This window comes from Ruegeria sp. C5 (assembly GCF_056537605.1).
This window is the reverse complement of record NZ_JBQFRX010000006.1, coordinates 218,766-230,761: the sequence shown is the minus strand read 5'-3', so window position 1 is coordinate 230,761 and position 11,996 is coordinate 218,766. Positions and strand designations below refer to the sequence as shown.

14 protein-coding genes and 1 tRNA gene are annotated in these 11,996 nt (G+C 56.7%); 8 read left to right on the top strand and 7 right to left on the bottom strand.

Annotated features, from left to right (window positions below):
- Window positions 1-286: 286 nt before the first annotated feature.
- The 3 genes from msrQ to ACR0AW_RS18290 form a co-directional block, all read right to left on the bottom strand.
- Window positions 287-901, bottom strand: coding sequence for a protein-methionine-sulfoxide reductase heme-binding subunit MsrQ (msrQ, locus tag ACR0AW_RS18300; RefSeq protein ID WP_170425736.1), 615 nt, complete (start codon window positions 899-901; stop codon window positions 287-289).
- A 4-nt stretch (window positions 902-905) separates the two neighbouring features.
- The gene (msrP, locus tag ACR0AW_RS18295; protein ID WP_170733880.1) at window positions 906-1,805 is read right to left on the bottom strand and encodes a protein-methionine-sulfoxide reductase catalytic subunit MsrP; all 900 of its coding nucleotides are present in this window, start codon (window positions 1,803-1,805) and stop codon (window positions 906-908) included.
- A gap of 130 nt (window positions 1,806-1,935) precedes the next feature.
- Window positions 1,936-2,475 carry a winged helix-turn-helix transcriptional regulator gene (locus ACR0AW_RS18290; RefSeq protein ID WP_170733879.1) on the bottom strand — a complete coding sequence of 180 codons (540 nt, stop codon included), beginning with the start codon at window positions 2,473-2,475 and terminating at the stop codon, window positions 1,936-1,938.
- 40 nt (window positions 2,476-2,515) lie between these two features.
- On the opposite strand from ACR0AW_RS18290, the gene ACR0AW_RS18285 reads away from it, so the two are divergent.
- The gene (locus ACR0AW_RS18285) at window positions 2,516-2,893 is read left to right on the top strand and encodes a VOC family protein (RefSeq protein ID WP_170398520.1); all 378 of its coding nucleotides are present in this window, start codon (window positions 2,516-2,518) and stop codon (window positions 2,891-2,893) included.
- 72 nt (window positions 2,894-2,965) lie between these two features.
- Here the strand turns inward: ACR0AW_RS18285 and clpB are convergent, their stop codons facing one another.
- Both clpB and ACR0AW_RS18275 read right to left on the bottom strand, forming a co-directional pair.
- Complete coding sequence (gene clpB / locus ACR0AW_RS18280; RefSeq protein WP_170733878.1) at window positions 2,966-5,584, bottom strand: ATP-dependent chaperone ClpB; 2,619 nt, start codon at window positions 5,582-5,584, stop codon at window positions 2,966-2,968.
- Between the two features lie 127 nt (window positions 5,585-5,711).
- Entirely contained in the window at window positions 5,712-6,032 is a 321-nt protein-coding gene (locus tag ACR0AW_RS18275) for a hypothetical protein (protein ID WP_170733877.1), read from the bottom strand.
- A gap of 141 nt (window positions 6,033-6,173) precedes the next feature.
- Here ACR0AW_RS18275 and pyrF point away from each other — a divergent pair, with 141 nt between their 5' ends.
- Window positions 6,174-6,878 carry an orotidine-5'-phosphate decarboxylase gene (gene pyrF / locus ACR0AW_RS18270; protein ID WP_170514647.1) on the top strand — a complete coding sequence of 235 codons (705 nt, stop codon included), beginning with the start codon at window positions 6,174-6,176 and terminating at the stop codon, window positions 6,876-6,878.
- 257 nt (window positions 6,879-7,135) lie between these two features.
- Here pyrF and ACR0AW_RS18265 read toward each other — a convergent pair whose 3' ends face one another.
- Window positions 7,136-7,534 carry an NUDIX hydrolase gene (locus tag ACR0AW_RS18265; RefSeq protein WP_170408240.1) on the bottom strand — a complete coding sequence of 133 codons (399 nt, stop codon included), beginning with the start codon at window positions 7,532-7,534 and terminating at the stop codon, window positions 7,136-7,138.
- 91 nt (window positions 7,535-7,625) lie between these two features.
- Between ACR0AW_RS18265 and ACR0AW_RS18260 the strand changes: the two genes are divergently transcribed.
- A complete protein-coding gene (locus ACR0AW_RS18260; protein ID WP_170733876.1) occupies window positions 7,626-8,879 on the top strand; it encodes a DNA polymerase IV in 1,254 nt (417 codons plus the stop codon).
- Between the two features lie 2 nt (window positions 8,880-8,881).
- On the opposite strand, the gene ACR0AW_RS18255 is transcribed toward ACR0AW_RS18260, so the two are convergent.
- Window positions 8,882-9,754 carry an N-formylglutamate amidohydrolase gene (locus ACR0AW_RS18255; protein ID WP_170425714.1) on the bottom strand — a complete coding sequence of 291 codons (873 nt, stop codon included), beginning with the start codon at window positions 9,752-9,754 and terminating at the stop codon, window positions 8,882-8,884.
- 149 nt (window positions 9,755-9,903) lie between these two features.
- Between ACR0AW_RS18255 and ACR0AW_RS18250 the strand changes: the two genes are divergently transcribed.
- From ACR0AW_RS18250 to ACR0AW_RS18230, 5 genes are all read left to right on the top strand, one after another.
- A tRNA-Val gene (locus ACR0AW_RS18250) sits at window positions 9,904-9,978 on the top strand.
- A gap of 92 nt (window positions 9,979-10,070) precedes the next feature.
- Complete coding sequence (gene ykgO / locus ACR0AW_RS18245) at window positions 10,071-10,196, top strand: type B 50S ribosomal protein L36 (RefSeq protein ID WP_005648635.1); 126 nt, start codon at window positions 10,071-10,073, stop codon at window positions 10,194-10,196.
- A 185-nt stretch (window positions 10,197-10,381) separates the two neighbouring features.
- Entirely contained in the window at window positions 10,382-10,768 is a 387-nt protein-coding gene (locus ACR0AW_RS18240) for a hypothetical protein (RefSeq protein WP_170398504.1), read from the top strand.
- Complete coding sequence (locus ACR0AW_RS18235) at window positions 10,758-11,279, top strand: hypothetical protein (RefSeq protein WP_170733875.1); 522 nt, start codon at window positions 10,758-10,760, stop codon at window positions 11,277-11,279. The genes ACR0AW_RS18240 and ACR0AW_RS18235 overlap by 11 nt, the downstream gene beginning before the upstream one ends.
- A gap of 20 nt (window positions 11,280-11,299) precedes the next feature.
- Window positions 11,300-11,863, top strand: a complete 564-nt coding sequence (locus ACR0AW_RS18230) for a hypothetical protein (protein ID WP_170733874.1) — start codon at window positions 11,300-11,302, stop codon at window positions 11,861-11,863.
- Window positions 11,864-11,996: the final 133 nt, after the last annotated feature.

The window sequence follows — 11,996 nt, the reverse complement described above, 5'->3', positions numbered from 1 at the left end:
AAAAACCTCAGATGCCCCCAGTCTCTCCCGAGCGTCTCCGCAGCTTCCACCGCGTCCCAGCACCTCAGCAGCGCCGGTGAAGGGCGTTCTAAGTATATCGCCCAGAAGCCGCAAGTGGAAAAATCAAAAAAACACAAAAAAACGCAAAAACAGTATTTTATCTTACTAAAACAAATGGTTACGAAGAGTATCCAGCCATTTAACCCGGAAGTCGCGGACACAGACCATCGCAAATCAGCGCCATGGATATGTTATTCACACTGTTACCCACAGACTCGCCTGCGAGTCAGGCTGAATCGGCTTGCCTAAACCGGATCAGGAATGATGTGACCGGCAGGCGCATGACCAGAAGGCCCAGAATAATAGCCAGGTAGACCAATGGCTCGATCTGAAACCCCTTCGCCAGCATCACATAATGAAGCGCGCCCAGAATTGCTGCTGGATAGACCAGACGATGCAATTTGCGCCAACGAGGCCCCAAACGGCGAACCGCCCAGTTGTTAGACGTGATTGCAAGCGGCAGTAACAATACAAAAGCAGCCATGCCCACCGTGATATAGGGCCGCTTGATAATGTCCGCCCAGATTTGGCTGGGAATCTGAACATCCAGAACCAGCCAGATCAACAGGTGCAATGCGACATAGGAAAATGTCAGTACACCTATCGCGCGGCGGAACTTCATCAGATTTAGGCCAGCGAAGCGACGCAAGGGCGAAATCGCGAGACCCAAAATCAGAAGCTGCAGCGCCAGTTCGCCAAACTCATGCTCGAGCGCCTCGATCGGCTCGACCCCGAGACCACCGGTCATGCCCTGATAAAACAACCAGGGCGCAGGCAGCGCGCCCAGCAGATAAACGGCCCAATTGGGAAGCCGCCGCAAGAGGTCGTTGAGCCGCCGCATCATCTCAGTAGTTCTTCGCCAGATCCATGCCTTCGTAAAGGCTGGCGACCTCATTTTCATATCCGTTGAACATCAGCGTCGGGATTCGCTTGGCAAACAGACCTCCGCCGATTTGACGTTCCGAAGCCTGCGACCAGCGGGGGTGATCCACATTGGGGTTCACATTGCTGTAGAACCCATATTCCCTAGGACCTGCCATGTTCCAACTTGTCGGAGGCTGGGTATCCGTCAAGGTAATCCGCACGATCGATTTGATCGATTTGAAGCCGTATTTCCACGGTACCACCAATCGCAAAGGCGCGCCGTTCTGGTTCGGGATGTCCCTGCCATAGATCCCAGTAGCCATAATGGTCAGCGGATGCATCGCCTCATCCAAACGCAGCCCTTCGCGATACGGCCAGTCGAGCACCGGATATGCGACACCCGGCATCTCATCGGGACGATAGGCGGTCTCAAACGCCACGTATTTCGCGCCGTCTTGAACGCCAGCCATGCCGAGTAGATCTGCCAGTTCAAACCCGTTCCAAGGTATCACCATTGACCAGGCCTCGACACAGCGGAACCGATAGATTCGCTCCTCGACCGTCATTTCAGACATGATGTCTTTGAAATCATAGTCACCGGGGCGTTCGACCAGACCGTCGATGGTGACACTCCAGGGCTCGGTCACCAGCGTGTGTGCATATTTCGCCGGATCATCCTTGCGAGTCCCGAACTCATAATAATTGTTGTAGGAAGTAATCTCTTCCCATGTATTCGGTTCAAGCGCCTCGGCCGCCGCTGGCCGCGCCAGACTCGCCAGCCCGACACCCGCCAAACCTGCCATGACCTGTCGCCGGTTCAGAAACGCCGCCCTTGGGGTGACGTCCGCATGCGTCAGTTTGTTGGTCCAGCGATGCGCCATTTGGTTCTCCGTTATCCATTAACCTCGAAACTGAGGTAAGGTCTGATAGCACAGAGCCAAGGAAACAGGCGTCACGATTGAGCGAACAGATTGTAACGAAAATTAGGTGGCTTGGGCGCGAGGATAACGGTCACCCGATGTTCAAGCCGACAACACGGTTTATTTCGCACCCAAGATTGACCGCCTGATAGGTCGGAAAGGGCAGCCGGGCCGAAGTTTCAATATCGCGCCGCACCCAGTCCTGCTCCTCTAATTGCTTGAGCGAGGACGACAATGCGCGATCCGTGATCACCCGAAGATCCGACCTGAGCCCGGAAAAGCGCCGAGGTTGGCGGGTCAGCGCCAGAATAGGAACCGTCCAGCTGCGGCGCAGTAGCTTCAATTCAGTATCATCCGGCACCAAGGCCATGATTTCTGCCGCTACTGTCGCCGCCTGAACCCCAGCTTTGGTCAAACGGAACTCAGGTCTTAAAGGGTGGCCGTGGCCCGGGTTCCGTTCAAGCAAACCAAGGCTGACCAGATGTTCAAGACTTGCCACAAATGCCGTCCGGCTTGCCCCGGTCGCGGCGAGCAATGGGGCCTGCCTGCCCGGAACCCCCTGGTGTAGCTGCGCAAGAATGTTCAGCGACCAGGCCCGAGAGGTGAGCTTGACAAGTGTCTTAATGTTCATAAAGTATAGTTACTTTATTTTAGGACAAAAGGAAAGTTCCATGGCCCTCGTTTCCTTAGAAAACACCATCACTCTTGCCATTTCGGTCAAAGATCGCCACGCCAGTGCGCGCTGGTATAATGACAAGCTCGGGTTTGAGTTGATCCATCATATTGATGAGGCGGGTTGGAGCGAGATGCTCACCAAAACCGAAGGCGTCACCCTTGGTTTGGGCGAGCAGGCAGAACCAGCGCCCGGAAACACCGTTCCGGTCTTTGGTGTTGCTGATATCGCAAGCGCACGCGATGCTTTGGAAGGGGCTGGAGTTCGGTTTGACGGCGAAACCGAGACGATTGAGGGGATGGTCAGCACTGCCACATTTTACGACCCGGACGGCAACGCAATGATGCTGGCGCAGGATCTGACCGGGCAGGTCTGAACGCTCTTAGTCGCAATACAAGCCACCAAAAAAAGACCCGCCTGGATGGCGGGTCTCTTCATTACCTGAGATTTAATGCACGACTGCATCATCCGGGCGCGGACGCTCGGACGTTCCCAGCCGGTCGCCGATGATCAAACCATCGGTTCCGGCGGTCACCGGAACGGTCTCACCATCCTTTATCTCACCGGCCAGCAGTGCCTCGGCCAGCGGGTTCTGCAAGGCACGTTGGATCACGCGTTTCAGCGGGCGGGCACCGAAGACCGGATCATAGCCTTCATTGGCCAGCCATTCCTTCGCGCCATCATCCAGTGCCAGCTCGATCTTGCGGGCGGCCAGACGTTTCTGCAGGCGCGCCATCTGGATATCGACGATGCCATCCATATCGGCCCGTTTGAGCCGGTCGAAGATGATGGTCTCATCCAGACGGTTCAGGAACTCGGGCCGGAAATGCGCCCGGACCGCATCCATCACGTCGCGCCGCGCCTGCGCGCTGTCCGCTCCTTCGGGCAACTGGCTGAGTGCCTGAGACCCAAGGTTCGACGTCAGGATGATCAGCGTCTGCTTGAAGTCGACGGTACGACCCTGACCATCGGTCAGGACGCCATCGTCCAGGACCTGCAGCAGCACGTTGAACACATCCGGGTGTGCCTTTTCGACCTCGTCAAACAGCACGACCTGATAGGGTCTGCGCCGCACGGCTTCGGTCAGCACACCACCTTCGTCATAGCCGACATAGCCCGGAGGGGCACCGATCAGACGGGCGACCGCGTGTTTCTCCATGAACTCGGACATGTCGATGCGCACCATCGCGTTGTCGTCGTCGAACAGGAAGTTCGCCACGGCCTTGGTCAGCTCGGTCTTGCCCACGCCGGTCGGGCCGAGGAACAGGAACGAGCCCAATGGGCGGTTCTCGTCATTCAGACCGGCACGCGCACGGCGCACGGCGTTGGCAACGGCAGTGACCGCCGCATCCTGACCGATCACGCGGGAATGCAGATCGTCTTCCATCCGCAGCAGTTTCTCGCGCTCGCCTTCCAGCATTTTCGAGGTCGGGATACCGGTCCAGCGTTCGACCACCGAAGCGATCTGTTCCGGGCGCACCGTTTCCTCGGCCATCATGGCGTTGCTTTCGGCGTTTTCAGCCTCGGTCAGCTTTTTCTCAAGCTCGGGGATGACGCCATAGGACAGCTCACCCGCCTTGGCGAGGTTGCCCTCACGCTTGGCGATCTCCAGATCAGCGCGCGCTTTGTCGAGTTGTTCCTTCAGATCACGCGCGCCAGCCAGCTTGTCGCGTTCTGCCTGCCACTGAGCAGTCATCTCGGCGGATTTCTCCTGCAGATCAGCCAGATCCTTTTGCAAGGTTTCCAGACGATCTTTTGATGCCGCATCATCCTCAAGCTTCAGCGCCTCTTCCTCGATCTGCATCTGCAAGATCTGACGATCCAGTTGATCGAGTTCCTCGGGCTTGGAATCCACCTCCATCCGCAAACGCGACGCCGCTTCATCGACAAGGTCTATGGCTTTGTCAGGCAGGAAGCGGTCGGTGATGTAGCGATGCGACAGGGTCGCCGCCGACACGAGCGCTGAGTCCGAGATGCGCACACCGTGGTGCAGCTCGTATTTTTCCTTGATACCGCGAAGGATGCTGATCGTGTCCTCAACTGTCGGCTCAGTGACCATAACCGGCTGGAACCGGCGGGCGAGGGCTGCGTCTTTCTCGACGTATTTGCGGTACTCATCCAGCGTCGTCGCGCCGATACAATGCAACTCACCCCGGGCAAGCGCAGGCTTGATCAGGTTGGCGGCATCCATCGCGCCGTCGGATTTACCGGCACCTACCAGCGTGTGCATCTCGTCGATGAACAGTATGATCTCACCGGCGGCTTCGGTCACCTCGGTCAGAACAGCCTTCAGTCGTTCTTCGAACTCACCGCGATATTTAGCACCGGCGATCAGCGCACCCATGTCGAGCGCGAGAAGCTTCTTGTCCTTCAATGATTCCGGCACATCACCATTGACGATGCGCAGGGCCATGCCCTCGGCAATCGCGGTCTTACCGACGCCGGGTTCACCAATCAGTACCGGATTGTTCTTGGTGCGGCGCGACAAAACCTGCATCGAACGGCGGATTTCCTCATCCCGCCCGATGATCGGGTCGATCTTGCCTTCGGCTGCAGCCTCGGTCAGGTCGCGCGCATATTTCTTAAGCGCGTCGTAGCCTTCTTCCGCCGATGCGGTGTCAGCAGTGCGGCCCTTGCGGATATCGTTGATCGCTTCGTTCAGTTTCTGGGCCGATACAGCACCGGCCTCCAAAGCCTCTTTGGCTTTGGATTTCACCATACACAGCGCCATCAGAACGCGTTCGACCGGCACAAAGCTGTCGCCCGCCTTGGTGGCGAGCTTCTCTGCCTCGTCCAAAACCTTGGCGGTCTGGCCGTCCATATAGATCTGGCTGGCGTCGCCGCTGACCTTCGGGATTTTGCCCATGGCCGCGTCCAACGCCTCAACCACGCGGTTCGGTGCGCCGCCAGCGCGTGTGATCAGGTTGCTGGCCAGCCCCTGATCGTCGTCCATCAATGCTTTCAAGATATGTGTGGGCTCCAGCCTTTGGTGCCCCTCGCGCAGCGCAATGGTCTGCGCGGCTTGCACGAAACCCCGTGCCCGCTCGGTGAACTTGTTCAAGTCCATAGCATTCTCCTTTTCTTAAGCGCCCCGTATTGATGCGCCCGCTTGGCGGCACGCGTCGGTCTGGGCCTCACATTCAATTTGGGAAATGTCTTTTCCCATTCAAGAGGCTAGAGCATATAAAACGGCGTCATCCGCGCGGAATCGAGTAGACGGAATAACCGCCAGTTTCTCCCATCAATTCAGCGTTGTACATTTCGACCAAAGACTGCTCGGCACTGCTGCCTGTAGGGCATGAAACCAGATCTGCTGTATGATCGAGGAAGTTGCCGGTATAGGCTGTTTCCCCGGTCAATTGACACCAGTCGTCTTCCGATCGGTACCCGCGCACTAACAGAAGATTGTCATTGATTGGAGCCGGCGCGACACCGGTTTCGGGCGGATCGCTTTGAGGCGCGTCTTCGCATGCGGCCAACATCAGTGCCACGCCAAGTACTATTACCTTTTTCATCATTTCTATCCCTGTTCTGAACGTCGGTACTTTAGCACATTGCGCAAAATAGTGAGTGATCTGCGTCACCTCGGGCTTCACACATGGACAGATCGCCCTGAACCCGTTAGGACGCAAACGTTTGCCAAAAAGGAGCGCCCCATGTCCGATGACCGCCTTATCGTAGCCCTCGACGTCCCAAACGCCCTGCAGGGTCTAGCCATGGCCGAGCGGCTGGGCGACTCGGTTTCGTTCTATAAGATCGGGCTGGGTATGTTGACTGGCGGCGGTCTGGCATTGGCCAACGAGTTGAAACAGGATCACGGAAAGCGCATTTTCTTGGACATGAAGCTGTTCGATATCGGCAACACTGTAGAAAATGCAGTGCGTGGGTTGGCTCAGTTCGATCTGGACTTCTTGACGGTGCATGGTGATCCGCATGTCGTACGCGCCGCAAAGGAGGGCGCTGCAGGCAAGGACATGAAAATTCTGGCGGTAACAGTCCTGACATCACTGAACAGGGACGATCTGGATGCAAGCCTTCTGAAAGCGGGTGACGTACAGGACCTCGTTGTAGAACGCGCGGCCAAGGCTTTCGAGGCCGGAGCTGATGGCGTCATCGCCAGTCCTCAGGAAGCCGCGCTAATCCGCGCCCTGCCCCAATCCGAAGGTCGTTTGATTGTAACCCCTGGGGTACGCCCTGCTGGTGCAGCTTTGGGCGACCAAAAGCGGGTCGCAACCCCGGCCAGTGCAATCGGCGATGGGGCCGATCATATCGTCGTGGGCCGCCCGATTTATCAGGCGGATGACCCCAAAGCCGCCGCACAAGCAGTTTTGAGCGAGTTAAATTCATTGACTCACCATTAGGCGAAAAGCCAAAAATTGCGGAAGGAACGGTGCTCAAGCAATTGACGTTAGGTCAATTTTTCGCGCCGCCGCGCCAAATCGTCCCTGTGCCCGAAAACACACATGAAAAACATGAGTTTTATGGCGTTCGGCTTGTGGCTATCGAAAAACGCCATTTTCGGCGATTCTACACACAAGACACTCCCCAACGGGCCATCTCTTCCTGAGGCTCGTTACCTCCCCCCGCAGGCGCGGGGGGTTTTCTTTCGAAGTCCCGTTCAAAGCTGCGCCGTTTCCGACAAATAATCCCGAAGGCGATCTGCAAAATTTGGAATGGCCAACGGATTCGACAGATAATCCTGCGGACAAATCAGCCTCCACCCCTGCCCTTCGTCCCCAAAACGGATCAGACCAACATCTTCCGGCGGGCGCAGGGCGACGTAGAACCAGCTTTGACCATATTGCCGTGACCAGACAAGATCGGTTGCGCACAGGCGCAGCCCAACCTCTTCATCTGTTTCACGCAACGCGCATTCGATCGGTGTTTCGCCTGACTTTTTCCCGCCGCCTGGAAAATCGAGATGACCTGGAAACGGGATATCAGATCGATCATCTCTTAGAATGACCAGCAGCTTGCGCCCCAGAAACAACGCTATTTTTGCCCCGGCGAAGTCCATCGGTCCTCTTTTTATCCTTATCCATTCGCGATACTTATTAACCTATCGAATGTCTTGATCAATCCGCCGCTGGCCGGAAAGAAACTACATCATGCCCGCCATCTGTCGCGACTGCCTGAAGGAAATTAAGCAAGGGCCGCGCTGCCCAACTTGCAGCAGCCCGAGGGTCAAATCGCACCCAGAGCTGTTTGACCTGACGATCGCGCATATGGATTGCGATGCTTTTTATGCTTCGGTCGAAAAGCGCGACAATCCCGAACTTGCCGACAAGCCTGTGATCATTGGCGGCGGCAAGCGCGGGGTGGTATCAACTGCATGTTACGTGGCCCGCGTTCGCGGGGTACGTTCAGCCATGCCAATGTTCAAGGCGCTTCAACTATGCCCAGAAGCGGTGGTGATCAAACCGCGTATGTCACTCTATGCCAGCGTCTCGCGCGAGATACGCACCATGATGGACGAGTTGACACCTGATGTTGAACCACTGTCGCTGGATGAGGCGTTCATGGACCTATCCGGCACCGAGCGGCTGCATGGTGCACCGCCAGCGGTCATGCTTGCGCGTCTGGTCAAGAGGATGAAAGATGAGCTGGGCCTGACGGGATCGATTGGCTTGAGCCATAACAAGTTTCTGGCCAAGGTGGCCTCGGATCTCGACAAGCCTCGGGGTTTTTCAGTGATCGGCAAGGCCGAGACGGCTGATTTCCTGCATGACCGGCCGGTGCGATTAATCTGGGGAATTGGTCCGGCGGCGCAGGAATCTCTGGATCGCGCGGGGATTCGCACATTTGCTGATCTTCTGCGCTGGGATCAGGAGGCGCTGACCGCGCGGTTCGGATCAATGGGCTACCGTCTGTGGCATCTGGCGCGAGGGCAGGACAAACGGCGCGTATCGGCCCATGAGCCGATGAAGTCGATCAGTAATGAGACCACTTTTTTCGAGGATACCGCCAGTCTTGAAATTCTGGACGGGCATCTGTGGCGTATGTCTGAAAAGGTAGCCGACCGGGCCAAAGCCAAGGGATTGGCTGGGCGAGTGGTGACGCTGAAGCTTAAACAGGCCAACCACAAGATCATCACCCGGCGGATATCACTACGCGATGCGACTCAGATAGCGGATCGGATTTATCGCACCGCTCGTGGGCTATTTGATCAGGTTGGCGATCAGGGTCCCTATCGCCTTTTGGGATGCGGCCTGTCTGACCTATGCTCTGAGGATCAGGCCGATATCTCGGGCGACCTTCTGGATCCCGGTGCAGAACGCCGATCACAGGCCGAACGTGCGACGGACGAAATCCGGCGCCGTTTCGGCAGTGATGCAATCGTAAAAGGTCGTGCGCTGCGCTAGGTCTATTCGGCGGCAAGTGACATTGGATCGGACCCGATACTGGTGATCTGCGCGGTGACCTGCCGCAACACATCACGCAACGCCTCAAAGTTGCCGTTCGGCTGGATCGTTTCCTCGTTCATATAAAGTGAACGATCGATCTCGATTTGAACCGCATGCTGATGGCGGGCAGGTCGACCATAGGTCTGGGTGACGTAGGCCCCTGCAAAAGGCGTGTTGCGCGCCACATTCAGACCCGCGTCGGCAAAAGCGGCCTCGATCTGATCAACGATCACACCGGAAGCGGCCGCACCGAACCGATCGCCCAAAACGATTTCCGGTCGGGCCCGGCGCGAGCCGCCGGCCAGCGCCACCGCCTCGTGCGGCATCGAGTGGCAATCAATCAGAATGGCCTGCCCAAACAACTGATGCGATTCCGCCAGCAGAGATTTCAGACGAGTATGGTATGGACGCCAATAGGTATCGATCCGCAGGCGCGCCTCATCCATAGTCAGCTTGCCGCTGTAGATCGCCCTGCCGTTGGCGACCACGCGGGGAATCACCCCGAGGCCCGAGGTAACCCGCGGATTATGTCCGTGACGACGCGCACCCTGTATCAAAGCGGGGTCCAATTCATCCGAATTGCGATTCAGGTCCAGATAGGCGCGCGGCATGGCCGCGGCGAGCAGCGGTGCACCGAATTCAGCGACTGAGGAAAAAAGCTGATCGACATACGCATCCTCGGAGGACCGAATCATATTGCGGTTCAAAACAGACCGCTTCAACAAAGACTCGGGATAGGTCCGACCGCTATGGGGCGAGGCAAATACCACGCAGGACGTACGCGTTGCGGGCATATCCAGAATATAGGCTGCATTGGTGGCGGCGTCGGGCATGGGCTCTCCGTTGTTCGCACTCAACATAGACCGTAAAATAGTTCTGCCAAACCCCTTGATCCCCCCAACGACTCCTTTTATAGACCCCGCTACCGGCGCGGGGTTCCGCGCCCCATTTCGTTATGGGGCAGGTCACGCAACGGTTTCATGGGCGGTTAGCTCAGCGGTAGAGCACTTCGTTGACATCGAAGGGGTCACAAGTTCGATCCTTGTACCGCCCACCATGAATTCATTGCTCTGGTCTTTCCGGGGCACCCGATTAACCCAGGCGCTGGCCACGTCTTTGATGAAGGCGCCGCAGATTGGAGACAGACCCATGAAGGTCAAGAACTCGCTCCGCTCGCTCAAGAACCGGCACCGTGATTGCCGGGTTGTGCGTCGCAAAGGCCGCGTCTACGTGATCAACAAGACGCAGCGCAAGTTCAAAGCTCGCCAGGGCTAAGGGCTACACGAACTTAATTCAAAAACCGCGCTTTCGAGCGCGGTTTTTTTATGCCCTGCTTCTAGCGCCCTTTCGTGTCGGCGGAAGTGCCGGAAATCGCTCCGAAAGTCCGGTTCTGAGATTTAGTATTGTTATGAGACGGTCTCGTGATACGCTTTCACTGTTTTTTATGACGGGAGGTCGGGTTGGCCAACGATGATCTGGATACGCTATTAGGAACAACCCTGACCGAGATGGTGGCCGATATAGGCCGAAGCGTGGCCCAAGCCGCCGAACAGCTTAGCCTGGATCAGTTGAACGCGCTGAAGAACTATCCTCAGGAACTGCGCGAGATGGGCATTCCGCCAGTCTTTTACCACATGCAGGATGTCGATGTAGAATTGAAGGTCGTCATGGAGATGACCAGCACCACAGAAGAAGGCAAACGCGGGATCATTGGCGCGTTTCTGTGTGGGCCAAAACTGACGCAAACAGATACGCTCGATGCGAGCAGCGCGTCGACCATGCGGATGCGGTTCGCGCCGGGACCGGTGGATGAAGGTGGTTCCGGTGGAGGGGTCGATGGCGACTAAAAAGGACAAGACCCCCAAAAAACATCCTATAGATGTGCGCATCACCGAACTGCCCGAGGCGTTCACCACACTGCTTCAGTCATTGGAAAACCGCCTGACCGCGCTGGAGGCGCGCGAGGTCGTGTTGCTGGAGACTATCCAAGACCTGCAAGACCAGATCGACGATCTGGAAGAAGGAGGCAGTGGCATGCTGATGGGCTCGGGTTCTCCGGTGGTGAACCCAATGGCCGGAGGCCAGAGCGGAATGGAGGTTGAAGACAAAGATACGCAGATCGTGGATGCGCAGGTTTTTTCGCAGGCCCTGGGCGAACAGATCCTTGCAGGATCCGACGGCAGCGACGATTTCACCATCGACAATGTCCAGGTCGAAGCCTTTGTTGGGCTTGGTCGGGATGGCAATAAAGCCCAGTTCGCTACAAACGCGAAGAAACAGGCGGTCAGCCAGAACGCAGCGAAGGTCTCGTTCTCGGTCAAAAGACGGTCCGCAACGAAGATTATTGATAGAGACTGAATTCACAAAGGAGATTGGAAATGAGTATCGGGCAGGAACTGCTAAACGTCCCTTTCGCGGAAATGGTTCAGAAACTGGCGATTTCCGTGGCAGAGTCGCAAACTGAATTGGATAGACATTCGACTGATATCGCCAAATACATGGCGGATCAGAAGATCCAGCTTCCCGATCTATCCAACCCCGATGGTCCCCCAAAGGAATTCAGCCTCGTGTCGATGGGTTTCCTGCCCGCGTTCTATGCGGTGCAAGAGGCCGAGATCGAGGTAAAGATGGCGATCTCGATGACCAAACAGACCGAGAAATCAGGCAGCGCATCGGTCAAAGGTGGCTGGGGCCCCGTGGCGGCGCAGGTCAACGCAAGTTATTCCTCGCGCTATGCCTATAATCAGGAAGGCGCAAGTAGGCTGTCAATCAAGCTGGCCCCAGCTGATCCGCCGGTCATGCTGCAGAAATACATGGAAGCGGTAACACAGGCGATGCTGACCAAAGAACCGGTGCTCAGCGACGATCCGGACCCCGAGCCGGCACCGTCACCCGTCCCACGGCAACCCGAAAGAAAACAAAATAGGCGGCGTCAATCCTGAAGGGGCCGTCCGGCAAGGTAAGTTCAGCGACGCTTTGACCAACTAATTTTGTCGGATTTCCTTGCATCCCACCGAGAATCGTTTAATTGACCAAATCAGTCGGGTTAATCCCCGTCACGATTTTCAATGTTGG

Coding starts and splice junctions, on each gene's coding strand:
- msrQ (WP_170425736.1), bottom strand. CDS start 901: ATGCGGCGGCTCAACGACCTCTTGCGGCGGCTTCCCAATTGGGCCGTT.
- msrP (WP_170733880.1), bottom strand. CDS start 1,805: ATGGCGCATCGCTGGACCAACAAACTGACGCATGCGGACGTCACCCCA.
- ACR0AW_RS18290 (WP_170733879.1), bottom strand. CDS start 2,475: ATGAACATTAAGACACTTGTCAAGCTCACCTCTCGGGCCTGGTCGCTG.
- ACR0AW_RS18285 (WP_170398520.1), top strand. CDS start 2,516: ATGGCCCTCGTTTCCTTAGAAAACACCATCACTCTTGCCATTTCGGTC.
- clpB (WP_170733878.1), bottom strand. CDS start 5,584: ATGGACTTGAACAAGTTCACCGAGCGGGCACGGGGTTTCGTGCAAGCC.
- ACR0AW_RS18275 (WP_170733877.1), bottom strand. CDS start 6,032: ATGAAAAAGGTAATAGTACTTGGCGTGGCACTGATGTTGGCCGCATGC.
- pyrF (WP_170514647.1), top strand. CDS start 6,174: ATGTCCGATGACCGCCTTATCGTAGCCCTCGACGTCCCAAACGCCCTG.
- ACR0AW_RS18265 (WP_170408240.1), bottom strand. CDS start 7,534: ATGGACTTCGCCGGGGCAAAAATAGCGTTGTTTCTGGGGCGCAAGCTG.
- ACR0AW_RS18260 (WP_170733876.1), top strand. CDS start 7,626: ATGCCCGCCATCTGTCGCGACTGCCTGAAGGAAATTAAGCAAGGGCCG.
- ACR0AW_RS18255 (WP_170425714.1), bottom strand. CDS start 9,754: ATGCCCGACGCCGCCACCAATGCAGCCTATATTCTGGATATGCCCGCA.
- ykgO (WP_005648635.1), top strand. CDS start 10,071: ATGAAGGTCAAGAACTCGCTCCGCTCGCTCAAGAACCGGCACCGTGAT.
- ACR0AW_RS18235 (WP_170733875.1), top strand. CDS start 10,758: ATGGCGACTAAAAAGGACAAGACCCCCAAAAAACATCCTATAGATGTG.
- ACR0AW_RS18230 (WP_170733874.1), top strand. CDS start 11,300: ATGAGTATCGGGCAGGAACTGCTAAACGTCCCTTTCGCGGAAATGGTT.